The sequence below is a fragment of the Proteus sp. TSJ240517 genome (genome assembly GCF_047921575.1).
In the GTDB taxonomy this organism is placed as follows: Bacteria; Pseudomonadota; Gammaproteobacteria; order Enterobacterales; family Enterobacteriaceae; genus Proteus.
The window spans coordinates 104,030-130,590 of the sequence record NZ_JBLRMH010000007.1 but is presented as its reverse complement, the minus strand read 5'-3'; the positions used below and the strand labels follow the sequence as shown (position 1 = coordinate 130,590).

The following is a 26,561-nucleotide window of genomic DNA, read 5'->3' as shown; positions in this document are numbered from 1 at the left end:
TGGGGTGATTTATGTGGATTTGGCAACATTCAAACTGGACTCATTTCAGATTTAAAAGCAATACAATCATACCGTTGCTTATTGATACCCGTTTTATTCAAGGGATGCTTTATGGGCAAAGCCAAATGTTGCCTGAAAATAGCACTTCAGCATTAGATTCTATTTTGGCGAATATTATTTATTCGAGTGATATTGAAGGTGAAAAGTTAAATGCTTTTTCTGTTCGCTCTTCATTAGCAACTCGATTAGGCATTGTAGAGGAAAAAACATATCCTACTGATGAAAAATCAGAAGGTTTTGTTCAAGCGGCATTAGATGCGATTAATAATTTAGATGAGCCATTAACGCATGAGCGGTTATTTCAGTGGCATAACCTCTTATTTCCTCAGGGACACTCTATTTTAAATCCGATTACTTCAGGGCAATATCGAACAGGTATTGTGCAGGTTGTTTCGGGTAAAAGAATTGATAAGCCCATTGTTCATTTTGAAGCACCACCACCAAAATCAATAGAAACAGAAATGGCTTTATTTTTAGACTGGTTTAATGAAACGAGAACTCATTATGAACCTGATTTAATTATTCGAGCGGCTATTGCACATTTTTGGTTTTTAACTATTCATCCATTTGAAGATGGAAATGGTCGGATAGGCAGATTAATTATGGATTTAGCATTGGCTCAAGCTGAGAATAAAACAGTAAGGCTATATGCAATGTCAAAAACGATTAATGAGCATCACCAAGAATATTATGACGTCATCGAAAATATGCAAAAAGGTGATGGCGATATTACATTATGGCTTCAATGGTTTTTACAAATGCTTCAATTATCGATTTTGGATGCGACCCATGAAATTGATAATACAGTAAGGGCAACAAAATATTGGCAAACTCACGATCAAGCGTTGTTATCATCAGAGCAATCAAAAGTGATTAATAGAATGCTTGGTGGGGATTTTGTTGATGGAATTAATAATAGCCAATATAAAAGTGTAGCAAAAGTTAGCCGAGCCAGTGCGACAAGGCATTTAGCATTTCTGGTTGAACACGGATTTTTAGCGGATAGCGGTGCTGGTGGACGGAGTGTGAGATATATTTTGCAAGACTAGGTTTGTTATTATTAAACCACAATCGCGACATGAGTCTGTTTGTTTTACTGTTATTCTTTTTTTTATTTTTGTGAACGCGCGTTACTCTATTTATAGAGTCTTAACAAAAATAGGGGCTCTTGATTATCTGTGATCAGAGGCTCATAATTTAAGCGTATAGTTCCATTTTATTAATATAAAAGGATATTAAAGAAAGATGAACGATGATGTTGACCGATGTCCTGAGTGCGAAGTAAGGGCATATTATACGGATGATTTTGTTCGTGTTTACCAAGCCTATTCTAATACTATTGCTCAGAGCGCAGTCGCAAACGGAACTTTTGTTTCGCCCCCTTTTAGTATGACCCGCATGACGTGGGTAAAACCTTCCTTTCTTTGGATGATGTACCGTTCTGGCTGGGGACGCAAAGATGCTAATCAGGCATCTATTCTTGCGGTTGATATTACGCATGAAGGTTTTCAAGAGATGCTGACACAAGGTGTTGTGAGTCATTTTGATCCAGACCGTTACGCCAGTGCAGACGCGTGGAAAGAGGCATCAGAAACCAGTAATATTCGCATTCAGTGGGATCCTGAACGTGATATTTATCTTAATCGACTCAGCTATCGCACCATTCAAATTGGCTTGCGTAATCAAGCCGTTGAAAAATATTGCAAAGAGTGGATTGTGAATATTACAGATATTACCGATAAGGTACGTAAAATAGATACTTGTATTGCTAATGGTGATTTAGACACCGCATACAGCCTATTACCCGTAGAAAAGCCTTATCACTTTGGTGAATAATTCATCAAAATGTCACCCCGCTTAATTGGCGGGGTAATTGTGTTATAGGATCATGCTTTGATAAGTTCAGGGCGAACACCCAGCGTATGGCAAATAGCATACGTTAATTCTGAACGATTAAGTGTATAAAAGTGAAAATCTTTGACTCCTTCACGGCTTAAAATCTTCACCATATCAATGGCAATAGAAGCGCCTACTAGACTACGGGTTTCAGGATCGTTATCTAACCCATCAAACATTTTATGCATCCAACCCGGAATTTTTACATTGGTTAAACCAGCAAAGCGTTTTAGCTGTTTAAAATTAGTGACAGGTAAAATTCCTGGCACAATTTCAACATCAATACCTGTTGAAACGCAGCGGTCACGAAAACGTAAATAGCTTTCGACATCAAAGAAAAATTGGGTGATCGCACGGTTGGCTCCGGCATCGACTTTTCTTTTTAAATTGATTAAATCTGCTTGCGCACTTTTGGCTTCAGGATGCACTTCAGGATAAGCCGCCACAGAAATATCAAAATCGCCCACCCCTTTAAGTAAATGCACTAAATCGGTGGCGTACATATCAGGTTTTTGAGTGTTATCAGGTAAATCGCCCCGTAATGCCACAATGTGGCGAATACCACTTTGCCAATAATCTTGTGCGATATGCTGTAACTCTTCACGGCTGGCATCAATACAGGTCAAATGAGGAGCCGCTTCTAGTCCTGTACGTTCTTTGATGCTTTTAATAATGGAGTGTGTTCTATCACGTTCACCTGAATTTGCGCCATAAGTGACAGAGACAAAGCTCGGTTTTAAGGTATTTAAGTGCGCAAGAGATTGCCAAAGGGTGTTTTCCATCTCCTCAGTTTGAGGTGGAAAAAATTCAAAGGAAACTTGGATCTGGCCATCAAGTTCAGCAAGATTTTGGTTTAGCGCTTCATGTTGGCTTGCGTGATAAAAGCTCATACCTGTACCTCATCAATCGTGTCACTGTGTTGTTATTTCTATTAAGTATCACTACTTATTTGCCCATCTAACCATTTAGACGTCTAGATGTAGATTCTCTTAATTAGGTTATTTAGTCAACAACTATTCACCCTATTTTTGATGAGGATAATTCAGTCACAATAAGAGAAAAATTCATGTTGTAAGACGTATTTGTGAGAAAAGTGAGTGTATCACCTGATAAGTTGGGTGATTTTTCTTCTACAATAAAACGAACTAACTGATTGATGGGAGGCGAAATGATCACTTGTAAACGTGTTTATGGTGATAAAGACGGAATGCATGAAGGTTATCGCGTATTAGTCGATAGGCTGTGGCCGAGAGGTGTGAAAAAGACCGATTTTCATTATGACGAGTGGAATAAAGGCGTTGCGCCTTCGACCGAATTGCGAAAATGGTTTCATGGAGGCAGCGGTGATTTTGCTGAATTCACACAACGTTATCTCCAAGAATTAATGGCGGCACCAGAACATTGGCAATCGCTTGTTGCGATAGCAAAAGAGAAGCCTTTGGTATTACTTTATTCAGGAAAAGATGAGCAACAAAACAATGCTACCGTGTTAAAAGCCTTTCTAGAAAAACAGCTTAAATAGTGGTTAATTTAGGGTATTTCGATGATTTTGATATGAAAAAAGCAAAAAAAAAGTGGCGCGGTATTAGGCGCCACAAAAATTGCTAATAAAAACATCGAACAGAGTCAGAGAATAGTATGACTACTCTTATGAATTTTGAGTATTTGCTGCTAACCATTGGGTAATACGTTGTTTTTGTTCGTCATTGAGCCACATGCCGAGTTTAGTACGACGCCAAATTGCATCATCAACTTCGATAACCCACTCATGTTTCACTAAATAACGTAATTCTGCTTCATACAGGTTATGACCGAAGTTTTCGCCCATACCCGCTAAATCAGTAATGCCTTCGAGCAGTAATTCGGTATTGCTACCATAAGTACGTGCAAAACGCAGTGCCAGTGCTTCTGGTAACCAAGGGTGACGTTGGCGAATTAAACGTGAATAACCATCACGATCACAGCCTTCTAAATTACCGCCCGGTAATTGACCATTTTTAGTCCATGCTTTACCCATATTAGGAAAATAAGCAATGAGTTTATCAACGGCGTGTTCACCCAATTTACGATAAGTGGTTAATTTACCGCCAAATACCGATAGCAGAGGAGTTTGGCCATTATCATCGTGAACATCTAAGGTATAGTCACGCGTGATCGCTTGTGGTGAATCAGATTCATCATCACATAATGGACGCACACCAGAGTAATCCCAAACCACATCTTCTTTGGTCAGTTGTTTCTTGAAGTGATCATTGTAGACTTTCAGTAAGTACTGAACTTCATTGTCATCAATCGCTACGTCTTTAGGATCGCCTTTATATTCAACATCCGTAGTACCGATGATAGAGAACTCATCCATCCAAGGAATAACAAAGACAATACGATTATCTTCATTTTGTAAGATGTACGCTTGTGGTTCGTTATGAGCACGAGGAATAACAATATGGCTACCTTTAATTAAACGGATACCATAAGGTGATTTCAGTTTTAAGCCTTCATCAAACAGTGTTTTAACCCAAGGGCCAGCTGCGTTGACAAGTGCTTTTGCTTGATAGAGCGAGGTTTCGCCAGTACGTAAATCCTGTGCTTCTACCATCCATAAATTATTTTCACGCCAAGCACGAGTGACTTTAGTTCGTGTGCGTACTTCACCGCCACGACGAACGATTTCTTGTGCGTTGAGTACCACTAAACGTGCATCATCAACCCAACAGTCTGAATATTCAAAACCGCGTGTTAATTCAGGTTTTAAAACAGAGTTTGCGCCGAATTTAATGCCTTTACTGCTTGGTAAGCTCACGCGTTTTCCTAAATGATCATAAAGGAATAAACCAATGCGGATCATCCAAGCTGGACGCAAATGGGGTTGGTGTGGCAGACGAAAGCGCATTGGAAATGCGATATGTGGCGCTAAGCGTAATAATACTTCACGCTCTGCCAGTGCTTCGCTCACTAAGCGAAACTCGTAGTGTTCGAGATAACGTAAACCACCATGAATAAGTTTAGAGCTTGCGGAAGATGTCGCACTTGCTAAGTCTTGAGCTTCCAGCATAAGTACTGAAAGGCCTCGGCCAGCTGCATCCGCCGCAATTCCAGCGCCGTTTATTCCGCCGCCGATGACAATCAAGTCTTGAGTTTTCATAACATCCTCCTACGAATGCGCGAAACAATTCTTTAATGTTCGTTTTCGCTCATAATTGTAATGAAGTTTGATGAAAATGCCAACTATATAACTGATAAAAAACATAACCGCGTGATATGGATAACAATTTATTATCATATCCACATAAACTGTGTGTTTATTAGAAATAAACAACATTGTTAATGTGTTAACAAAAAAGAGAGAAAATAGAATAAGTTAATCAGGTTTTTATTGAGAATAGACGAAAAAAAAGTACCTCGAGAGGTACTTTTTAGGAGAATTGCTAAATTAACATAATTCGAGTTGAACGTTGTGCTGCTCAACAATTTTTTGGATCCCCGCTGGTGGTTCTTGATCGGTAAATAAGTAATCGATCAGATTCATATTACCTAAATTAACCATTGCATTACGACCAAACTTAGAATGGTCAGTCACCAACATTACACAGCGTGAGTTTTCGATAATTGCGCGTTTAGTGCGAACTTCATGGTAATCAAACTCAAGTAGAGAACCATCCATATCAATACCGCTTATCCCCAAAATACCGTAATCAAGACGGAATTGAGAGATAAAATCAAGCGTAGCTTCACCGACAATACCACCATCTCGTGTACGCACTTCACCACCCGCAAGAATTAAGCGAAAGTCTTCTTTGCCCATCAGTAACGTTGCCACATTGAGGTTGTTGGTCACGATACGTAGGTTTTTGTGGTTAATTAATGCATGTGCGACAGCTTCAGGTGTTGTGCCGATATCAATAAACAGTGTTGCACCATCTGGAATTAAGCTTGCTACTCGTTGTGCGATACGTGATTTTTCATCAGACCACATAATTTTACGATCATGATAAGCCGTATTCACGGAGCTTGAAGGTAATGCTGCACCACCGTGATGACGTTGGATTTTGTTCTTTTCCGCTAATTCATTTAAATCACGTCGGATTGTCTGTGGGCTGACTTCAAAATGCTCCACCAATTCTTCAGTGCTGACATAGCCCTGTAGGCGTACCAGTTCAATGATGGCATCATGTCGTTGCGTTTGCTTCACAGGTGTCCCCTAATGTTAAAAATATCATGTTAATTTTATTATGATCCACGAGATAATTGATGTCGATTATCCCACAAAGCCATCAATAAGCCGATAAGGAAGCCTGCAAAATGTGCGGCATTTCCGATAGAGTCACCTAAAACGCCCATATAACCCGCTACAATCCACAAAATCGAAAAGACGATTAAGCCTGTTGGCGCACCAATACCTTTTTCTGGATTACGTATGCCCGTTAAGCCTACATAGCCGATTAATGCGTACACAACACCAGAAAGTCCACCGAAGTTGGAGTCTGTAAACAGTGATTGTGCCCAATTACTAAATAGCGCAGAAACGAGCATAATCACAAATAATTTACTGGTGCCGAGTTGCTGTTCTGTTTGGCTGGCGAGATACCACCACATGGCGAGATTAAAGGCGATATGCATCAATGAAAAATGAACAAAAGCTGGTGTGATATAGCGCCAGACTTCAAAGTCTAGACTCTCTTCATAAGGCCATGCGAGGTGGAGCATAACATTATAGTCACCCACCACTTGTTGCCAGATAAAAACGAGGATACATAAAATAATCACCAGTACCGTTAAAGGGCCTGATCGTTGCACCATATTTTTTATCGAAAATGCAGGACGATATTTTATGCCTGTTTTTTGCGGATCACCAGTTTGCCAACTTGCAGCTTGATAGCGTGGGTGAAAAGGCTCACGTAGAAAAGTGTTTAGTTCTTTTTCAACCATATCCAACTGATGTTGGTCTTCTAACCAAAGTGAGATTTGCTGATTTTCATTTTTTGCGTGAATTCGCACACCTTTCGTTGCCATATAATTGACAAATAAATCAGCCGCTTGAGGGTTAGAAAGCGTAATAATGTGGATCATTAATAAAACTCATCTGTAGTTATTGCAGAGAAGTTATCGCTTGTGGAAACTCTCTTAGCCATGCTTCAAAACCACCATTAATACTATAAACGGTTTCAAAGCCCATATTGACCAGATATTGAGCTGCACCTTGGCTGCTATGACCGTGATAACACATCACCATAACAGGCACATCAAAATCAGCATCTTGTAAAAATTGGTTTAGCGTATCATTAGTGAGATGAAATGCGCCGGTAGCATGACCTATGCGATAACTCTGGGGATCTCTTACATCAACTAATATCGCCGATTGAGATGTCCAGAATTGATAGGCTTGTTCAATGCTGAGAAATTGAAACTTATCCATAATTGTCTTATTTATTATATTGTTAATTGATTTATTTGTTCTGAGCGAGAGAACGATACATTTATCATAACGTCAAATCGGTAAAGATGACGTTACACTTTGTAAATGATTATTTTAATAAACAAATCCCCCATGATATCAGTGCAGGTGAGTACCATAGGGGATGTGATACTGAGGGATATCAGTAGTAGGAGTGTTCACCGCGTTGGTGTTCAGTTAAATCTTTCACACCTTTTAACTCTTCTGGGAACAGGTTTAACAGTTCTTTTTCGATACCATCTTTTAAGGTGACATCAATCATGGAACAACCGTTACAACCACCACCGAATTGTAAGATAGCATAACCGTCTTCAGTGATTTCCATCAGACTAACACGACCACCATGACCCGCTAATTGCGGGTTAATTTGTGATTGTAGTACGTATTCTACGCGTTCAATTAACGGTGCATCAGCATCGACTTTACGCATTTTTGCGTTAGGTGCTTTTAGGGTTAATTGTGAGCCCAGTTGGTCAGTGACAAAGTCAATTTCCGCATCTTCTAAGAAAGGTGCGCTGATGTTATCAACATACGCAGAAAGTTTTTCGAATTTAATTTCAGTGTCGTTTGGCTCTACGGCATCAGGTGGGCAATATGAAACGCCACATTCAGCATTAGGTGTGCCTGGATTGATAACGAATACACGAATTTGGGTGTTGGGTTCTTGGTTAGCCAGTAGTTTGGCAAAATGCGCCTGTGCGGCATCAGTAATAATAATCATATCGTCTTGCTCAATAGTTGACTGTTCTGGTTGGTTATCATACGCCCAATTGGCGGTTAACTACAAGGTTCGACAAATCGCCCATACCTCAACAGAGCGTGCTCCCGCACGAAATAACAAAGGTATAATGCTCTTTAATGTCGCACCTGTAGTGATAACATCATCAATTAGTGCCAGATTTTTCCCTGATACCGACACTGTGTTATTTAATACAAATGCATTCTTTAAATTTTGTTGCCTTTGCTTGGCATTAAGATGCGTTTGCACCAGTGTAGCACGAGTTCTTATCAGGGTATCCGGTTGATAAGCACAATTTAGCCACCTTGCCAAAGGCTTAGCGATAGCTTCTACTTGCTCAAAGCCCCTAGACCAACGGCGATGACGATGTGAAGGAACGCTAATAATTCTATCGGGTTTCTGCACCAAATTTTCTCGCCGATGTGAAAGCCATCGCAATAGAAAAAGTCGTGCAAGACATAACGCTATTTGAGGGCGAGGTTGGTATTTATAAAGGTGTAATAATTTATTTAATGGTGGTTGATAGTCAGTGACTGTCAACATCTGTTTCCATGGTGGAGGCGATTGTAAGCAGCGTCCACATAGCATCATAGAGTGGGATGAGGGATATAAACAGCATGGGCAACGATTATGCTGTTTAGGTAAATAGCGAATACAACTCGAGCAAATACCTTTAGTATCATAATGTAAGGGTTGACGACATAACCAACAATATCCTGCTATTGTTATCCACATAATGAACATCCTTGTAAAAGAAAAGAGAGCATAACAATGAATAAATTGTATTGGCAGACAATAGGTGAAGGAAAAACGCATCTTGTGCTATTACACGGATGGGGATTGAATGCACAGGTTTGGCAATCATTAATACCGCGATTAAACTCGCATTTTACACTGCATCTCGTTGATCTCCCTGGATATGGTCGTAGCCAAGGTTTTCTTGCTCTTACATTAAAAGAGATGGCAGAGATTGTTTTTGCCAACGCCCCTGAAAATGCAATTTGGTTAGGTTGGTCTTTAGGTGGATTAGTGGCGAGCCGTGTGGTTTTAGATAATCCCAATCATGTACAAGCCTTGGTTACGGTGGCATCTTCGCCTTGCTTTGGCGCCCATGATGATTGGCCAGGTATCAAACCTGAGGTTTTAAAAGGCTTTGAGCAGCAATTAAATGAGAATTTTCATCGCACCGTTGAGCGCTTTTTAGCGCTACAAACGTTAGGCACCCAGAGTGCGCGTGAGGATATGAAAGCGTTAAAATCCGTGGTATTAGATCAACCACTGCCTTCTGTTGAGGTTCTTAATGGGGGGCTAGAAATTTTGCGTACTGAAGATTTACGAGAAGAGTTGAAAGCTTTGCGTTGCCCTTTTATTCGTTTCTATGGTTATTTAGATGGGTTAGTGCCTCGAAAAGTGGCTGGATTATTAGATGCTATTTATCCTCAATCGCCTTCTGTTATTTTCCGTAATGCTGCACATGCTCCGTTTATTTCGCACCCTGATGAATTTAGTGATGTACTTATTAACGCATGTAAAAAATGATTTCAGATCCGTCAAGATAGAACCCGAATATTGTTTTTCTTGGAGAAAAACTAAACCCCTACAATAAATAGGGGTTTAGTTTTTTTATAACGTATCAGCGTAATTGATAAAGCTTTGTTTGGCATGCGGTGGCTTCAGGGCAACTTTTACAACTGCCTGTGAGACAATCTTCTACATCCACCTCTTCAAGCTTACCCATCAATGTGAGCCGCTCTAACATTGCTTGCACCAAAGGTTCAGGCATATTGAGTTGATGGCTGATAAGACGGGCATCGGCTCGACCATTAAGGGCGATACAATCACGTACTTCTATCAGACTTGCCATCTTACTTTTCCTTTGTCACTTAGTGACAACTACCTTTTGAACAACATTGTTTAGACAATGAAGGCTTATTGCTTAAGTTAATTGTTAGGCGACTACGCGCATTACGCAACAAGATAAATAAAATTAAGTTGAAGATAACCACAGCAGCAATCGTTATGCCACTGCTTTGTGGATGTTCACTGAAGGTTGCCACTTGATAGAACAGGGCTGCCAATGAGTAAGCAATATTTAATCCCCAAAGAATAGAGAAAGTCATCCATCCACGGCTTGTTTCACGGGCAATAGCACCCATGACTGAAACGCAAGGTACATACAGTAAAACAAAGATTAAGTAGCTGTATGCCGCAATGCCTGAACCAAATTTAGCGCCCATGGTGCCCATTGTACCGGTATCCATTTCGCCATCACCTTTACTGGCTTCAATTGGGTTAGAAAGCGCAGCTAGCGTGAAGGTTTCTTTTAAGCTATCCCATGTTTCACCAAAGGCGTCACCAATTTCGCCCCACAGGTCGAATTCTTCAGGATCAAAAGGCTCATTAACAATACTTTCTGCGGTATAGAGGGTATTTAATGTTCCTACTACCACTTCTTTCGCCATTGCACCAGTGACTAAACCAACCGTTGCTTGCCAGTTATCACTGTGAACACCAATAGGTTGAAGTAATGGTGTGATCACTTTACTGACAGACGCTAATGCAGAATCATTGATGTTATCCGCAGGTTTACCTGAGAAGGTAAAGCTGTTTAACGCACCAATAAACATACTGGCGATAATAATGACTTTACCTGCACGTACCACGAAGCCTTTTAGACGTTGCCATGTTTGCATCAGTAACGTTTTTAGGTGAGGAACGTGATAAACCGGCAGTTCCATTACGAAAGGTGAGGCTTCACCACGCATAATGGTGTGTTTTAACAGTAAACCAGTGAGAATGGCGACGACAATACCGAGAAGGTAGAGCGAGAAAACAACACTCGCGCCATTTTTGCCAAAGAATGCAGCGGCAAAAACCGCAAAGATTGCTAAGCGAGCACCACAGGACATAAACGGTGCCATTAATACAGTGATCAGACGTTCTCTTGGTGCATCCAGTGTACGCGCACCCATAATGGAAGGTACGTTACAGCCAAAACCGACAATAAGTGGTACAAATGATTTACCTGGTAAACCCAGAGCCTGCATCAATCTATCCATCACAAAGGCAGCTCGCGCCATATAACCTGAATCTTCAAGAATAGATAAGAACAGGTACATCATCCCGATTTGTGGCACTAATGGCAGAACGGTATTGATACCACCACCGACACCTTGAGCAAGGAAAATCGTTAGCCACTCAGGGAAGTTAAAGGTTGCACCAATCCATTGAATACCATGGATAAAGATAGCTTCAGAGCCACCTTCAAAAGCAGGCTGTAAAGCACCACCAATGTTAATTGCGAGCACAAACATTAAGTACATAACAAACAGGAAGATAGGAACACCTAACCAACGGTTTAATATCACTTTATCGATATTTTGCGTCAGAATATTCGGCTTAATGGCTTCCATATTAATCACGGTATGGCAGATACGCTCAATATTTTGATAACGGGCATCTGCAATGACTAATTCGGGTTCATTGTTATGTTCGTCTTGAATTCGTTGGCGAATGGTTTTGATATCTTCACTAGTGACTTGAGCACGTTGGTGAGTATAGATATCACCCTCTAAACACTGTAATGCCATCCAACGACGTTGCTGTAAATTAAACTCATCGTGATTAATTTTTTCAGCAAGTGCCTCGACTTCATTAAGTAACCATATCGGATAAGACGTCAGTAATTCTTGTGGTTTTTTCTTTTCAGCAGGGAAGGTATCAATGGCTTCTTTGAGTTTATCAATACCTGATGCTTTGGTTGAAACCATTGGAATAACAGGGCAACCCAGTTGCTCTGAAAGTGCCTTGATATCAATTTGCATATCTTGGTGTTCTGCAATGTCGAGCATATTTAATGCCACGATACACGGAATACCAAGCTCAAGTAGTTGCAATGTCAAATAGAGGTTACGCTCAAGATTTGATGCATCAACCACGTTAATCAGCATATCTGCTTCATTACTTAAAATGAAATGGCAGGCAATTTGCTCATCAAGCGATGTCTGCTCTGAGATTGTCGTTAAAGAGTAAGTTCCGGGTAAATCGACGAGCTCAATTTTATGATTTGCAGTTGTGAAACGACCAACTTTGCGTTCGACCGTTACACCCGCCCAGTTACCTACACGCTGGCGAGAGCCTGTTAACTGATTAAAGAGTGTTGTTTTACCAGCATTGGGATTACCGATAAGGCCTATAGTGAGAGGAGTCATAATAGTGATGCCAATAGTTGTCTTGCCTGGTTGAATGAGAAATAACGATTATTTTTCGTTATGAACCACTTCGCTAAGATTAATGAGTGCGAGATCTTTTTTTCTCAAAATTAGGGATACTCGGTGCGTTTCTATTTGAATAGGATCACCCAGTGGTGCGATACGAATAACGTTAAACACAGCGCCAGGTAACATACCTAAAGATAATAATTTTTGTCTGTATGCTGGGCTAATCTGAGGTGAGTAGCTCAAGATTTTATAACTGTGATTTGGGATCAGAGACATGATTGTCCTTCCACGAATATTGATACAAAGAATAATGATACTGATAATTATTAACGTGTATGAGAATTCACATAATAATATTAAGGTTAATTATAATAAATATTTTTAATGCTAATGAGAATTATAATTATCCTTATTGGGTATAATTTAGCCTAGTCTATGCATATCTGCACTTGATTTAAATCAACCAGAGAAAAGATATTGAGATGAAAATAGACTGTTTACCTTATCTGTTACTAGACAAAAACAGAATGTGAAGATTTGAAATGTCAATGTAGCAACAATATAACAATCAATTGATAATATTAACGGGTCACAATATGACAGCAGATTTTAAGGCGATTAGCATGGCGAGCTCTTCATCGTTTTTTAAATGAAAAGCTCGCGTTGTTATTGTGAATACCCGCTAATTAGTGAGTTTGTTGGTGGCTAAAAAGTTGGTAAATATTGTTCGGGGTATAACTATTGTCTTCGTATGAAACGACCCAATCAGTTATTAATGCGGTGTTGATAGGATAGATTTCACCTTCTTGCATATCCTCAACATAAAATGGCACGTTGAGTAATTTTGCATAAATGGTGTCTCCATCACGAGACTGTGGCACAAACCACATATGCTCTAGCTCTTCCTCTTCACCATAAGGAATACCGAATTTGATCATAAACTGCCACGGGTTTTCAGTCTCTTCGGGTTTGTCTTTTCCTAATAATTTGGAGAGAAAACCACTTTTTTTCTCAACAGGTGGTTGATTGTAGTTATCAAACATAGAAACGAAGTATTCCCAGCGTCGCTTGGCTTTTTCAGACATCTCATAGGTTTCTTCATTGCTACGCAGTAGCATCATCGCTTGCTGCTCTTCATAACCTTTAAAGAAGGTTTCTAAAACCGGATTTTCTTCATTGGTTCTAAATAGCATAGAGGAAGGATGTTGATGATATTCATCACGATCGGCTAAATCACCCAAGAAAACACCATTTGGTGCGCCTTCTGTGTCATAACGCATCTCTTCTAAAGGTCTAAGATTTTCGAGAGGTGTTGATTGATTAATATGGCGAATACCTTCTTCAAAAGGTAATGCAACAAGATACTCCAAACCTGATGATGTTTGACCACAAAGCATTGGTTCACCAAATTCAATTTGACGATGATTAATACTGTTGTTAACAAAGCAGCGGAAGAGCTCAGGAATACCATAGTAAGATTCAAGCATACTTGGAATAACTAAATCGACTTCGGTTAAACCGCAGCGCGCTAATCCATGCGTATGAAACCAGAACATCGTTGGTGGATCATTTTCTGTGTCATAGACAGCATGAATAACATATAAGCTTTCTACTTCAGGATAGAGATCGGGCGTTTCTAATTGGAAGCGTATCCACTCAGGTGTTAATGCCTTACCTGCCGCTGATTCATCTAATACTAAGACCATTTCAGGTGCGATGATATTAAGAAAATTCAGTTGATGGCGATAGCTTGCTAAAGGATGCAAAGTTTCAGTAAAAAGTGTTTCTAATAATAAATCTTGAGTTGTCGAATTCGCATGCGCGAGTAGTTGTGGTGTAAGTTCATCAGTCGAATACATTGGACGTATTTCGTAATCTTTATCACGAGGGTAAAGACAGACAAAAAAATGTAACTCGTCATCACCATGTTGGCAGCGATAGAAAAAACCATCGTCAATATTTTCACTTAGATAATTTATCTCGCCATCAGTGTAATCGGTCTGTTCTTCTAAGCGTTGTTCAATAAGCGCATAGTTTAGTGGCTGTGCAGGGAAGGCCACTATACGAGAGGGCACTTTTTCTCCTTGCCCAGCTGCGATATCTAAGTACTGCTGTCTGTTATCCATATTTTTTATCACTCGTATATTAAAGATAGAAAAATAGGATATCAGGGATAACAAGAGAGGAATAGATGGAGTTATCTGAGCTTGAGAGGGTTATTTAATCTATTGTTAATAATGAGTATTAATGAAAAGTAAAAGAGAGAGCGAGCTATAAAAAATAACGGATATCAATAAGTTATTGATATCCGTTAGATGTAAGCTAATCAAGGCAAATGATTAGCCTTTTGATTATTTACCTTTCAATAATTGCATGATGTCTTCAGTTTTTTCTTCATCGTCATCATCTTCAAACTCAATACCTAGCTCAACCATTAATTCATCAATGCGATCAAGGGTTTTCTCAGTATAAGCCTGCTCTTCTGCATTGAGTTTTTCACCGTTTTCAAGACGAGACAGTAATTCATCTAAGCGTGCATCGTTTTCTAATAGGTCTAACTCTTGCTCAGGCGTTAAACGAACGGGCTCTGCTTTAACTGGCGCAGGTTTTTTCTTCGCAACTTTTGGTGCATCGCCCACAATCAGAGGGATCGGTTTTTTGCTACCAATACGTGGATCTTTCGGCGCTGTATTGTTCGCTTGCTGTTTATTTTCCGCTTCCTGCTGACGGTTACCGGCAGGATTGCCACGGTGTTTCTTTTGACGTTTACGTTCACGTCCTTCCGCGTTCAGCTCTTCACGCGATTTCTTACGTGCTTTAGCTGCGGGCTTTCTTTTAATCATATTCATAATGGTAACTCGATAGTGATCTTCTTGGTTGCGCAATCTATCAGAAACAAAATTTCAATAAAAGCGCAAATTTAAGACAATTTAATTTTTGCTCACGTACAATGTGCGGTTCATTTCACTATACTTTACTGTGTTGTGACGTCAATTAACGACTAAATTAAATTAATTAACTTAAATTTCTATTTATTATGACATTATCATCTGCACAATTACGTAAACCAGTATATTGGTGGGTTATTGGTTATGCGACTCTTTGGATCTTAGTGAGTTATCTCTTTGACCCTACCGTGCCTTATGATGCCGTTGAGGCTGTCAATTGGGGCACTAACGGAGGGTGGGGCTCCCCCAAAAATCCTTGGTTTGTGGGTTTTATAATGACACCCGCTATTTACGGCGGTATCGATTTTAGCTTTTATTGGTATTTTATCCACTTTATTGTCATTGCTGTTGGGCTACTAGGCGTTTGGAACTTAGCCTACAAGTTGACACAAAATACGAACTTAGCTTGGTTTGCTATGTTGGCGCTTAATTTATCTGGTGTTATCAACTTTGATATTATCCCTTATAACGATAACTATATTCTAGTTGGTTGTTGGGCATGGGCGTTCTATTTTTTCCTTTGTGCGATTAATGATAATCAAAAGTATTGGATTGGCTTCGCTATCGCTATGGGCATTGCCACAATGGGGAAGTATTCATCATTAGCTTTTATCGGTTCTGTGTTTTTATCAAGCCTTTTTGTGCCTAAAGTTCGAGCAAGCTATTGTTCTCCTTATTTCTATTTAGCATTAGCTATTTGGTTTGCTTTTGTTATTCCCAATTTTATTTGGTTATGGCAAACCGACTTTGCAGCGTTTAAGTGGGTCGACTCACAAATTGAAAATCGTTTTAATTTACGTACAACGCGTGCTGCGCTGACCGTTTTTTACCCTGTGGTTTTAATGTGGGGAATTTTACGTTTTTATGGTGGACGTGTAAGTTGGTCTGCTTCTAAAGATAGCCAATTACTCAATTTTATTTTTCTGTTTCCATTAACGATTATTTTTATCTGGTTTAGTTTTCATGAAGGGGGGCGTATCAGCGAGTGGTTACAACCCTTTATGTCGATTGCGACTGCACTTTTTGTGGGCTCAATTAGTGTAATGCCTAAACGTTCATTACGTGGCGCACTGTATGGTTTAGGTGCTTTTGGTATGTTGGTTGTTTCTGGTTATACAGTCGTTCAAGCCGCTAATGTGCGTAATGCAGGACAAAAATTTATTGGCGTAAAAAACTTTGTGCAAGATGTTGAACAAGCTTGGCATCAACATTATCACACGCCACTTGCGTATGTGGGCGGTGAGTATATGCATGAATGGGTGACTTTTTATGGTAAAGATAGACCATTATCTTCACAGCCTTGGGTGTTAGAAGAGAATGTGCAACCTCCTAATATTTATAATCGACATATTACACTTCAACAATTAGAAGAAAAAGGTGTCGTATTGGTGAGTGAAGTTGGTTATTACTGTGAAAAAGCACATTTTGATGAAGGATTAAAGCACTGGCCGAGTTTAAAAATAGCCGATACTCAAGAGATAATGTTCCGTGCTGAACCAGATGCCATTACTGAGCCAGTTTGTATTGCTTTTGTGGCTCCAAAAACACATAAGGAAAAGTAGAGATGCGTTACGCTGATATTCGGGTCGAAACAGAAAGATTGATATTGCGTCCCTTTGAAATGGGGGATGCTGAAGATTGGTTTAAGATCATGAGTTCACCTGAAGTGACGCGCTACTGGAGCCATCTCCCTTGGCAATCACTGCAAGAAGCGCAGGAAGATATTATTCAAGATATCACTCATATGGAAAGAAAAGAGTATCTGCGCTTAGCGGTAATTGATAAGGCAACACATACATTAATGGGAATGTGTGTTTTCTTTAACCATTATCCTAATTCACGACGTGGCGAAATAGGGTATTGCCTTGATACAATTTATCAAGGAAAAGGCATGATGAAAGAAGCTATGGTGGCGTTTATTGAGTATCTCCATACACATCTATCTGTTCGCCGTTTAGAAGTGGATATCCACCCAGATAATAAAGCATCAGCTGCGTTGTTAGCGAAATTAGGTTTTGAACAAGAAGGGTATCTTAAACAGCGTTGGATTGTGGGTGATGAAGTGTCTGATTCTGCTATTTTTGGGTTGTTATTGCCCACCAAAGTAGAGTAATTGCAGAAAATAGAAAGGCACAAGTGAGATATAACACTTGTGCTTGTCGCTACTTAGCCAAAAAAGAGGCTTGATTTTTTAAGCTTAACGCCTGATTTACTGAAAAAATATCACCACGTACTTCTGGAATACCAAAAGATTTTAATCGAGCACTGTGTTTATCTAAATAAGCTTGAGCGTTTTCTTTTGAATCAAAAAGATAAATACCTCCCGCTTTTTGTGTTTCTTTATTTTCAGTCCAAATTTTCCAAATAAAGCCAGGCTCTTGGTTGATTGATGCAGATAATGTATCCATGGCTTGTGTCATTTCATCACCGAAAGGGCCATGATACGGGAAATCTACTTGTAGAAGCACGTGCATAATCACCTCTTTTCTTATAAAAAACGGCACGTTATTGGTGCCGTTTTGTCTGTATCATAATGATCTTAATTTATTGAGTGTTAGAATAAATTATTCAAATCAATAACATGAGTATCAATCAGTAATATTTTTAAAATAAACAGTAGTGAAACAATCACAACACACAGGTTAATTTCTTTCCAGCGGAAAGTCCCTATTTTCATCACACAATAGGCAATAAAACCAAGCGCAATACCTTCGGTGATTGAGAAGCTAAATGGCATCATTACCGCAGTGATAAAGGCAGGAACAGATTCTGTTAAATCATCCCATTTCACGCGCGTTAAACTTGATGTCATTAACACACCCACATAAATCAATGCACCAGCCGTTGCGTAGCTTGGCACCATGCCTGCAAGTGGTGATAGGAAGATAGCGAGTAGGAAAAGAATACCAACAACAACCGCGGTTAAGCCTGTACGGCCACCAACAGAAACCCCTGAAGTGCTTTCGATAAAGGCAGTGACAGAAGATGTACCCATTGCAGAGCCTGCAACAGAACTTAAGCTATCGACGTATAACGCTTGTTTCATGCGTGGAAATTTGCCTTTGTCATCGGTTAGACCCGCTTTATCTGTTACACCAATTAATGTGCCTGATGAGTCAAATAAGTTAACCAACATAAAGGCAAAAATAACACCAGAAAGACCAATATCTAAAGCACCGACAATATCCACTTTGCCAACAACAGTGGTGATAGAAGGCGGCATAGCAAAGATGCCTTGATATTGAACATCCCCTAAGAGAAGACCAATAACAGTGGTGATAACAATTGAGATAAGAATTGCGGCGTGAATATTACGTGCGGCAAGAATGGCGATAATAAAAAAGCCTAAGGCACCTAATAACACGTTATGAGAGGCAAAGTTACCAATAGTGACGATGGTGTCATTATTCGGAATAATAATACCCGAATTTTTTAGCCCCATCATGGCGATAAACAGCCCGATACCGCTCGTAATACCAACACGTAAACTCAATGGGATATGGGCAATTATCCAATAACGAATACGAAAGAGGGTCAGTAAAAACAGTCCTACTGCACCCCAGAAAATCGCACCCATCGCGACTTCCCATGAATAGCCCATTGCGCCAACAACGACAAAGGCAAAGAAGGCGTTTAGACCCATTGCAGGGGCAACCGCAATAGGTAAATTTGCAACGAGTCCCATTAAAATACTGCCGAAAGCTGCAATTAAGCAGGTCGTCACGAAGACGGCTTTGATATCCATATTCGCAGCAGCGAGGATTTGAGGGTTAACGAAGATAATATAAACCATCGTTAAGAAAGTCGTGATACCCGCAATTAGTTCAGTGCGAGCGTTTGTACCGTGTTCTTGTAGCTTAAACACACGTTGGAGCAAACCCTGTGAACCAGAATTTGGTGATGACATGCTCATAGACAAAAGATCCCAAAAAAAATGTTTTTCGCTTTATCCTACACAAATAAAACCAGAACCGCACCTAAAAAAGTAATCGATTGCGTCTGTAAGGGATGAAATCTAGAAAATGAGTGCTTTTGAGTGATTAACCTAAACGTTTCTCAATGAATTTCTGTTTTTTAACAGGAAAGATTATTTGCCAAAAAGGGCGTTTCTCTTTTTGTGTTGAGAATAATTTAGCCACTCTATTGGCAATAATTTCTAATGAGAAACAGAGAACAAAATAGACGAAGGCCACAAATAAAAAGACTTCCATTGGATAAACCATACTGCGGTTATTGACCTGTGTCGCTAAGAAAGAAAGTTCACCCACACCCACCACATAGGCTAATGAAGTATCTTTGATTAAGGCTATCCACTGATTTATAAATGAAGGCACCATCATTCGCAATGCTTGCGGTAATACGATATGCCATAGGACTTGCCAACGATTAAATCCTAAAGATAATCCTGCCTGCCATTGCCCTTTCCCTATTGCCAAAATACCCGCTTTGACACCGTGCGCAATATAAGACGATGTAATCAACGCGAGAGCACAAATCACGGTCGTGATTTCAGGAATTTCCATTCCCAATACAACGGGCAATAGAAAATAGACCCAAAATATCAACATAATCACAGGAATAGCACGGAAAAAGCCTAAAAAAGCCGCAAAAAGGTTAACCCATACACCTCTGAGCATAGCCAGTGCAATACCACCCAATGTACCCAAAATAATAGATGCAATACCCGCAATGATACTGATAAAGACGGTCAGCGCTGCGCCTTCTAAAGGCCCGTCAGGATAAGCGCCGAAGAGTAGGTACTGCCAGTTATCAGCAATAACAGTAAAGTCCATATTTAATACCCTTGTGCTAATTTACGTTGCTGATGCCATTGTCCCCACGCTTCCATCAAGGCTATTGCTGCAATATAAAGAATGGTTGCGACACCAAAGGCTTCAAAGGTACGTAATGATTCGGTTTCAACTTGTCTTGATGCGTAAGAAAGCTCCGCAACACCAATAGCCATAGTCAGTGATGAGTTTTTTATCACATTCATGTATTGACCCAGCAAAGGAGGCAGAGCAATACGAAAGGCTTGAGGTAAAATCACATAACGCATAGATTGCCACTGTGTTAACCCTAGTGCTAAAGAGGCATATTTTTGCCCTTGTTTAACACCTTGAATACCGGCTCTTAGCTCTTCGGCAATAAATGGGGTTGAGTAAAATGTCAGACCTACAATGCCAGCTAAAAACTCAAAAGAAGGCCAAGCAAGCGTTAATCCTAGAAAGGAAATTTCATGAGGCGTATTTAGCCACATCATGGCACTTTGCGGCAGAATTTCTCCTGATGCGAAATACCAGAAGAACAACTGCACTAACAGTGGTGTATTACGGAACAGTGAAGTATAAGCAGTGGCCAACCAGCGTAATGGTACAAAAGCGCTATCTCTTGCAGCACTGAGGGCAAAGCTCATTAATGTTGCAATGACAATAGTCCAAAAAGAGATAAGCAAGGTGATTAGAAAACCGTTCCAAAGCCAGCTTAAATAGTGTGGCTCAAGAAGGTAATGTGAAAGAAATTGCTCAAACATATAATAAACCTATTGCAGACACCAAACCCCGCAGAAGCGGGGTAGGTGTTTTAATAAAGGAATAACTTTGTTTTTAATGAGAGAAGAAAGTTATTACGCTTTAAGGATCAAGATTGTGGTGTTTGCTCTGATAATGGAGCAAATTTGAAATCGCCACGAGGTTGCGCTGATTTTGTTTCAGGGCCAAACCAACGATTGTAGATTTCGCCTGCTTTGCCTTCTTTTTCTAATCTTAATAGCGTGTTGTTGATTTCGTTGATTAAGCGATCTTCGCCTTTAGCGGCGGCTACCGCTTGGTATTCACGCGTAATGCTAAACGGTGAGATTTCAAAGTCAGTTTTTACAGCATCAGGTAAATTTGCTAATAAACCCACGAGTTTTGCATCATCTTGCGTGATAGCTTGTACGTTACCATTGCGTAATGCAGCGAAAGCGAGTGGTGTATCGTCATAAGAGATAACTTTGGTGTCAGGATAGCGTTCACGTAAAGTGATTTCTTGTACGGTACCTTTATCAGCACCAATACGCAGTGAGTGGATTTGTTCAGGTTTGGTTAAAACACCTTTGCGTGCAATGAATTTTTGCCCTGTTGCAAAGTAAGGTACAGAGAAATCGACTTGTTTAGCGCGTTCATCCGTGATGGTGAAGTTAGCCGCGATCAAATCGACTTTTTTTGAGCTTAACAGTGGAATACGGTTTGCTGGATTAGTTGGACGTAGTTCCAGTTTTACACCTAAATCTTTGGCGATCTCGTTGGCGATATCCGCGTCATAACCTGCGAGTTTTTTGGTTTGAGGATCAATAAAGCCAAAAGGAGGATTGCTATCAAAAATCGCGATACGTACTACACCTGCTTTTTTTATATCATCGAGTTTATCTGCTTTTGCAATACCAGAGAAAAGCACAGAGCCTGCAATTAATGCAGTTGCCAAAACACGTAATTTCATATTCACCCCAAAGAAAAAGAATTATCATCGTTATGTTGGATATCACGCTATCAAGTTGATCTAAGTTCATAAAATAATAAAAATTGATATCGATATGCTTTTAAGGAATAAGGTGAGAAAAAGCGTTGAGCTAGAACGGTATTAATTTATGAGAGAATAAAAAAACAGCGACATAAACGTCGCTGTTTTGAAGAGAAGAAAAAGAGGGAGAAATTTATTTAGAGGTGTTGTTGTCGTCGTTTTTTGTCAGCATTCTTTCTACTTGATCACCACCAAGATGGCGGAAATCATGACCTTTCACGTAATAGAAAATAAATTCACAAATGTTCTGGCAACGATCGCCAATACGTTCAATAGAACGAGCACAAAATAAAGCGGTTAGCACACTTGGAATGGTGCGAGGATCTTCCATCATATAAGTCATTAACTGGCGGACGATACCTTCATACTCATTATCAATTTTTTCATCTTCACGATAGATACGCACTGCTTCATCGACATCCATACGGGCAAAAGCATCAAGAACATCGTGCAGCATTTGTATGGCGTGTTGACCTAACGATTCTAAGCTCACAAGCAGAGGTTGATGCTGGTGTGAAAACTTTTCAAGCGCAGTTTTACAGATTTTTTCAGCAACATCACCAATACGTTCTAATTCAGCGATCGTTTTTGATATTGCCATAATTAAACGTAAGTCACTCGCTGTTGGCTGACGCTTAGCAATAATTCGCATACACGCATCATCAATGGCGACTTCCATCATATTAACGTTATGGTCACCTTGGATCACTTCATTTGCCAAGGCTTGATCTTGGTTATGCATTGCCATAATGGCTTTTTTCAGTTGCTCTTCAACAAGCCCCCCCATAACCATAAGCTCAGTGCGGATATGCTCTAACTCAGCATTAAATTGACCAGAAATATGCTTATTGTGATTTAAATTATCCATTAATTGCCTCGTTATCAGCCATAACGCCCAGTGATGTAATCTTCAGTTTGTTTTTTCGCAGGACGCGTAAATAACGTATCCGTATCGCTAAACTCGATTAATTCGCCTAAATACATAAATGCAGTGTAATCAGAACAACGTGCGGCTTGTTGCATGTTATGTGTCACGATAACCACGGTATATTCTGATTTGAGTTCACTAATCAGCTCCTCTATACGACCAGTAGAGATAGGGTCGAGAGCAGAACAAGGTTCATCCAGTAATAAAACTTCAGGACGGATTGCGATACCACGAGCGATGCATAAACGCTGTTGCTGACCACCAGAGAGACTATATCCACTCTGATGTAATTTATCTTTGGTTTCGTTCCATAATGCGGCTTTGGTCAACGCCCATTGAACGCGCTCATCCATATCAGCACGAGAGAGCTTTTCAAATAAGCGGACACCAAAGGCAATATTGTCATAAATCGACATTGGGAATGGTGTTGGCTTTTGGAATACCATCCCAACTTTGGCGCGTAATAGTGCGATATCTTGCTTATCTGTCAGGATATTGTTGCCATCTAACAGAATTTCACCTTCAGCACGTTGTTCACCATAAAGCTCATACATTTTATTAAAAGTACGCAGTAAGGTCGATTTACCACAGCCAGAAGGGCCGATAAATGCCGTCACCTTATTTTTGGCAATATCTAAAGAGATATTTTTCAGCGCATGGAATTTACCGTAGTAGAAGTTCAAATCACGAACTTGAATTTTATTTCCTGCGTTATCATTAGCCATAATCATTCAACGTCTCTCTTGCTTAACTTTCTGCGTTAACCGTGCTTGCGTTTAGCAAACAGCACGCGCGCAATAATATTGATAAATAGAACACAGAGGGTGATAAGTAATACGCCAGCCCAAGCAAGCTCTTGCCATTGTGCAAAAGGACTCATGGCGAACTTAAAGATAGTCACAGGTAAGTTAGCTATCGGTTCGTTTAAGTCTGTGCTCCAGAATTGATTTGATAGTGAAGTAAATAACAGTGGGGCAGTTTCACCTGCAATACGTGCAATCGCTAATAACACACCTGTGATAATGCCTGATACCGAGGCTTTTAAGGTGATTTTAGAGATCATCTTCCACTTTGGTGTGCCTAATGCGTAAGCGGCTTCACGCAAGCTATCTGGCACTAACTTCAACATATTTTCAGTGGTACGAATAACAATAGGAATTTGCAGTAACGCTAATGCGATAATTCCAGCCCATCCTGAAAAGTGCTGCATCTGTGCAACAACAATGGTGTAGACAAAGAGTCCGACAACGATTGATGGTGCTGACAGCAAAATATCGTTAATAAAACGGGTAGTTTCAGCAAGCCATGAACGACGACCATATTCAGCAAGATAAATCCCTGCAAGAATACCTAACGGTGTTCCAATAACTGTCGCCCATAAAATTAGTAATCCACTACCGACAATGGCGTTCGCCAATCCACCACCATCAGTATTTGGCGGAGGCGTCATTTCAGTAAAAAGGGCTAACGACATGCCATCAAAGCCTTTTGTGAACGTAGAGAATAAAATCCACGTTAACCAAAAAAGACCAAATGCCATGGTAGAGACTGATAAAAACAGCGCGATACGGTTTTTTTGACGGCGCCAAAGTTGGCGTTTATGGCGTACACGCAATTCACTTTCTGTTTGAACTTGTAATGAAGAAGAGGATGTTTTGGACATATTAACGCGCTCCTTCATTCTTAGATAAACGTAATGTCATAAACTTAGAAATCGCAAGGACGATAAAGGTAATGACAAACAAGATAAGCCCTAATTCCATCAATGCCGCAGTATGTAACCCCGTTTCGGCTTCCGCAAATTCGTTGGCTAATGCAGAGGTAATACTGTTACCTGGCATAAACAGTGAGGCTGAATCTAATTGGTAGGTATTACCGATGATAAAGGTTACCGCCATGGTTTCACCTAAGGCGCGACCTAATCCCAACATAACACCACCAATCACCCCATTACGGGTATAAGGCAGAACGATATTCCAAATCACTTCCCATGTTGTACAGCCAATGCCGTAGGCAGATTCTTTCATCATAACGGGAGTCTGTTCAAACACATCACGCATCACAGAAGCAATATAAGGAATGATCATGATAGCGAGGATAACACCTGCAGCTAAGATACCAATACCAAAAGCAGGGCCAGAGAAAAGCTCGCCAACGATAGGAATGGAGGACATCACATTACCTACAGGCTCTTGGAAATAGGTTGCAAAGAGTGGTGCGAAGACAAACAGCCCCCACATACCATAAACAATACTAGGAATAGCGGCGAGTAACTCGATAGCAATACCTAATGGGCGTTTTAACCAGTTAGGCGCTAATTCGGTTAAGAAAAGGGCGATACCAAAACTGACAGGCACCGCAATAACCAATGCGATTATCGAGGTCACAATGGTGCCGTAAATAGGCACTAATGCACCAAATTCCTGTGCAGGAGGATCCCACTCTTTCGACCATAAGAATGAAAGGCCGAATTGTTGAATACTTGGCCATGAGGCGAAAATCAGTGAAACAATGATACCTGTTAAAAGCAAAAGCGTAATCAACGCAGCTAGGCGAACTAGTGCGCTGAAAATAACGTCCCCTCGTTTACTAGGGGCCTTTATTACCGTTGTGTGCTCGGCCATAAAGCCTCTTTTAATTTATTACCCCCTGTTTGTCAGGGGGTGAACGTTAACTTATCTCTTAATGGTTGCCGTTTTATTAGTAAATCGGTTTACCATTACTGTCTTTGATACTTGTTTTCCATGCTGCACGAATTTGCTCTACAACTTCGGTTGGCAATACTGCGTAATCTAGGTTTTTCGCTTCCTGATTACCTTTGTCGTAAGCCCAGTTGAAGAAATTCAGTACTTCTTTACCTTTTACGGCATCTTTTTGTGTTTGATGCACTAAGATAAAGGTGGTTGAAGTAATCGGCCATGCGTTTTCACCTTTCTGGTTAGTCAGGTCTTGTGCAAAGCTTTTGCTCCAATCAATTTTTCTTGCTGCGGCACTAAAACTGTCAGCTGTTGGTGCGATTGCCTCGCCATCAGCTGTGACTAATTTAGTATAAGCAAGATTGTTTTGTTTCGCGTAAGCATATTCAACATAACCAATTGAACCTGGTACACGTTGAACGAATGCCGCGATACCATCATTCCCTTTTCCACCTAAGCCTGTCGGCCATTTTACGGTAGAGCCTGCGCCGACTTCATCTTTCCATGCACTATTTACTTTTGATAAGTAGCTAGTGAAAACGAATGATGTACCTGAACCATCAGCACGGCGAATAACCGCGATATTTTGGTCTGGTAATTTTACGCCTGGATTGAGTTTTGTAATGGCAGGGTCATTCCATTTCTGGATCTTGCCTAGATAGATATTACCGATAGTGTCGCCATCTAAGGTCAGTTCACCTGATTTGATACCAGGAATATTGACTGCCATAACAACGCCACCAATCACGGTAGGGAATTGGAATAAACCGTCAGCTTGTAATTTGTCGTCTGCTAATGGCGCATCAGAAGCACCAAAATCAACGGTATTTGCAATGATTTGTTTAACACCACCAGAGGAGCCAATGCCTTGGTAGTTAATTTTGTTACCCGTTTCTTTCTGATAGGAATCTGCCCATTTAGCATAAACTGGGGCAGGGAACGTTGCGCCAGCACCAGTCAGTGAGGTCGTTGCCTGTGCAGAAAGAGCGGTCATTGAAAACGCAGCGGCAATGACACTAGTCAGGGTGGTACGCATCAGTTTCATAATCCCTCCTGTGGGA

28 protein-coding genes are annotated in these 26,561 nt (G+C 40.3%); 6 read left to right on the top strand and 22 right to left on the bottom strand.

Going from position 1 to position 26,561, the window contains the following annotated elements; translation table 11 throughout:
* The first annotated feature begins 11 nt into the window (after positions 1-11).
* Entirely contained in the window at positions 12-1,109 is a 1,098-nt protein-coding gene (locus tag ACNARN_RS12915) for a Fic family protein (protein WP_416304533.1), read from the top strand.
* Positions 1,110-1,305: 196 nt separating this feature from the next.
* Positions 1,306-1,896 carry a DUF4291 domain-containing protein gene (locus ACNARN_RS12910; RefSeq protein ID WP_198620099.1) on the top strand — a complete coding sequence of 197 codons (591 nt, stop codon included), beginning with the start codon at positions 1,306-1,308 and terminating at the stop codon, positions 1,894-1,896.
* 50 nt (positions 1,897-1,946) lie between these two features.
* Here the strand turns inward: ACNARN_RS12910 and metF are convergent, their stop codons facing one another.
* Positions 1,947-2,846 (bottom strand): methylenetetrahydrofolate reductase, encoded by a 900-nt coding sequence (metF, locus tag ACNARN_RS12905; RefSeq protein ID WP_416304532.1) that lies wholly within the window; start codon positions 2,844-2,846, stop codon positions 1,947-1,949.
* A 278-nt stretch (positions 2,847-3,124) separates the two neighbouring features.
* Between metF and ACNARN_RS12900 the strand changes: the two genes are divergently transcribed.
* Positions 3,125-3,478, top strand: coding sequence for a DUF488 domain-containing protein (locus ACNARN_RS12900; RefSeq protein WP_198795024.1), 354 nt, complete (start codon positions 3,125-3,127; stop codon positions 3,476-3,478).
* Positions 3,479-3,604: 126 nt separating this feature from the next.
* Here ACNARN_RS12900 and glpD read toward each other — a convergent pair whose 3' ends face one another.
* From glpD to gntX, 6 genes are all read right to left on the bottom strand, one after another.
* Complete coding sequence (glpD, locus tag ACNARN_RS12895; protein WP_198620098.1) at positions 3,605-5,098, bottom strand: glycerol-3-phosphate dehydrogenase; 1,494 nt, start codon at positions 5,096-5,098, stop codon at positions 3,605-3,607.
* A 288-nt stretch (positions 5,099-5,386) separates the two neighbouring features.
* Entirely contained in the window at positions 5,387-6,145 is a 759-nt protein-coding gene (locus ACNARN_RS12890; RefSeq protein WP_006534541.1) for a DeoR/GlpR family transcriptional regulator, read from the bottom strand.
* Between the two features lie 38 nt (positions 6,146-6,183).
* Positions 6,184-7,023: a rhomboid family intramembrane serine protease GlpG gene (gene glpG, locus ACNARN_RS12885; protein ID WP_196533936.1), complete on the bottom strand. Its 840-nt coding sequence runs from the start codon at positions 7,021-7,023 to the stop codon at positions 6,184-6,186.
* A gap of 19 nt (positions 7,024-7,042) precedes the next feature.
* Positions 7,043-7,369, bottom strand: coding sequence for a thiosulfate sulfurtransferase GlpE (gene glpE, locus ACNARN_RS12880; protein WP_069369522.1), 327 nt, complete (start codon positions 7,367-7,369; stop codon positions 7,043-7,045).
* A 181-nt stretch (positions 7,370-7,550) separates the two neighbouring features.
* The gene (gene nfuA, locus ACNARN_RS12875) at positions 7,551-8,129 is read right to left on the bottom strand and encodes a Fe-S biogenesis protein NfuA (protein ID WP_109373704.1); all 579 of its coding nucleotides are present in this window, start codon (positions 8,127-8,129) and stop codon (positions 7,551-7,553) included.
* A 60-nt stretch (positions 8,130-8,189) separates the two neighbouring features.
* Positions 8,190-8,882: a DNA utilization protein GntX gene (gene gntX, locus ACNARN_RS12870; protein WP_198626290.1), complete on the bottom strand. Its 693-nt coding sequence runs from the start codon at positions 8,880-8,882 to the stop codon at positions 8,190-8,192.
* A gap of 36 nt (positions 8,883-8,918) precedes the next feature.
* Here gntX and bioH point away from each other — a divergent pair, with 36 nt between their 5' ends.
* The gene (gene bioH, locus ACNARN_RS12865) at positions 8,919-9,686 is read left to right on the top strand and encodes a pimeloyl-ACP methyl ester esterase BioH (RefSeq protein ID WP_198620096.1); all 768 of its coding nucleotides are present in this window, start codon (positions 8,919-8,921) and stop codon (positions 9,684-9,686) included.
* Positions 9,687-9,780: 94 nt separating this feature from the next.
* Here the strand turns inward: bioH and ACNARN_RS12860 are convergent, their stop codons facing one another.
* The 5 genes from ACNARN_RS12860 to yihI all read right to left on the bottom strand — a co-directional run bounded on the left by ACNARN_RS12860 (position 9,781) and on the right by yihI (position 15,216).
* On the bottom strand, positions 9,781-10,011 hold the full coding sequence (locus tag ACNARN_RS12860; RefSeq protein WP_100159654.1) for a FeoC-like transcriptional regulator: 231 nt from the start codon (positions 10,009-10,011) through the stop codon (positions 9,781-9,783).
* A 19-nt stretch (positions 10,012-10,030) separates the two neighbouring features.
* Complete coding sequence (gene feoB, locus ACNARN_RS12855; protein WP_198620095.1) at positions 10,031-12,358, bottom strand: Fe(2+) transporter permease subunit FeoB; 2,328 nt, start codon at positions 12,356-12,358, stop codon at positions 10,031-10,033.
* Between the two features lie 48 nt (positions 12,359-12,406).
* A complete protein-coding gene (gene feoA, locus ACNARN_RS12850; RefSeq protein WP_036914344.1) occupies positions 12,407-12,643 on the bottom strand; it encodes a ferrous iron transporter A in 237 nt (78 codons plus the stop codon).
* Positions 12,644-13,053: 410 nt separating this feature from the next.
* Positions 13,054-14,493: a DUF4026 domain-containing protein gene (locus ACNARN_RS12845; protein WP_416304531.1), complete on the bottom strand. Its 1,440-nt coding sequence runs from the start codon at positions 14,491-14,493 to the stop codon at positions 13,054-13,056.
* Between the two features lie 225 nt (positions 14,494-14,718).
* A complete protein-coding gene (gene yihI / locus ACNARN_RS12840; RefSeq protein ID WP_196534093.1) occupies positions 14,719-15,216 on the bottom strand; it encodes a Der GTPase-activating protein YihI in 498 nt (165 codons plus the stop codon).
* A 188-nt stretch (positions 15,217-15,404) separates the two neighbouring features.
* Between yihI and ACNARN_RS12835 the strand changes: the two genes are divergently transcribed.
* Positions 15,405-16,877: a glycosyltransferase family 39 protein gene (locus ACNARN_RS12835; RefSeq protein WP_198632413.1), complete on the top strand. Its 1,473-nt coding sequence runs from the start codon at positions 15,405-15,407 to the stop codon at positions 16,875-16,877.
* 2 nt (positions 16,878-16,879) lie between these two features.
* Positions 16,880-17,428, top strand: coding sequence for a GNAT family N-acetyltransferase (locus tag ACNARN_RS12830; RefSeq protein ID WP_416304530.1), 549 nt, complete (start codon positions 16,880-16,882; stop codon positions 17,426-17,428).
* A gap of 49 nt (positions 17,429-17,477) precedes the next feature.
* On the opposite strand, the gene ACNARN_RS12825 is transcribed toward ACNARN_RS12830, so the two are convergent.
* From ACNARN_RS12825 to pstS, 10 genes are all read right to left on the bottom strand, one after another.
* The gene (locus ACNARN_RS12825) at positions 17,478-17,789 is read right to left on the bottom strand and encodes a monooxygenase (RefSeq protein WP_198620091.1); all 312 of its coding nucleotides are present in this window, start codon (positions 17,787-17,789) and stop codon (positions 17,478-17,480) included.
* Between the two features lie 80 nt (positions 17,790-17,869).
* The gene (locus ACNARN_RS12820) at positions 17,870-19,228 is read right to left on the bottom strand and encodes an NCS2 family permease (RefSeq protein ID WP_196534089.1); all 1,359 of its coding nucleotides are present in this window, start codon (positions 19,226-19,228) and stop codon (positions 17,870-17,872) included.
* Between the two features lie 127 nt (positions 19,229-19,355).
* Entirely contained in the window at positions 19,356-20,108 is a 753-nt protein-coding gene (locus ACNARN_RS12815; protein ID WP_198632411.1) for an amino acid ABC transporter permease, read from the bottom strand.
* A gap of 2 nt (positions 20,109-20,110) precedes the next feature.
* On the bottom strand, positions 20,111-20,848 hold the full coding sequence (locus ACNARN_RS12810; protein ID WP_198620089.1) for an amino acid ABC transporter permease: 738 nt from the start codon (positions 20,846-20,848) through the stop codon (positions 20,111-20,113).
* A gap of 107 nt (positions 20,849-20,955) precedes the next feature.
* Positions 20,956-21,795, bottom strand: a complete 840-nt coding sequence (locus ACNARN_RS12805; RefSeq protein WP_198620088.1) for an ABC transporter substrate-binding protein — start codon at positions 21,793-21,795, stop codon at positions 20,956-20,958.
* Positions 21,796-22,009: 214 nt separating this feature from the next.
* Entirely contained in the window at positions 22,010-22,744 is a 735-nt protein-coding gene (phoU, locus tag ACNARN_RS12800) for a phosphate signaling complex protein PhoU (protein ID WP_198620087.1), read from the bottom strand.
* A gap of 14 nt (positions 22,745-22,758) precedes the next feature.
* Positions 22,759-23,535 (bottom strand): phosphate ABC transporter ATP-binding protein PstB, encoded by a 777-nt coding sequence (pstB, locus tag ACNARN_RS12795; protein ID WP_006534565.1) that lies wholly within the window; start codon positions 23,533-23,535, stop codon positions 22,759-22,761.
* Positions 23,536-23,564: 29 nt separating this feature from the next.
* Positions 23,565-24,467, bottom strand: coding sequence for a phosphate ABC transporter permease PstA (gene pstA, locus ACNARN_RS12790; RefSeq protein ID WP_109373688.1), 903 nt, complete (start codon positions 24,465-24,467; stop codon positions 23,565-23,567).
* 1 nt (position 24,468) lies between these two features.
* A complete protein-coding gene (gene pstC, locus ACNARN_RS12785; RefSeq protein WP_109373687.1) occupies positions 24,469-25,428 on the bottom strand; it encodes a phosphate ABC transporter permease PstC in 960 nt (319 codons plus the stop codon).
* Positions 25,429-25,504: 76 nt separating this feature from the next.
* A complete protein-coding gene (gene pstS / locus ACNARN_RS12780; RefSeq protein WP_109373686.1) occupies positions 25,505-26,545 on the bottom strand; it encodes a phosphate ABC transporter substrate-binding protein PstS in 1,041 nt (346 codons plus the stop codon).
* Positions 26,546-26,561 lie beyond the last annotated feature (16 nt).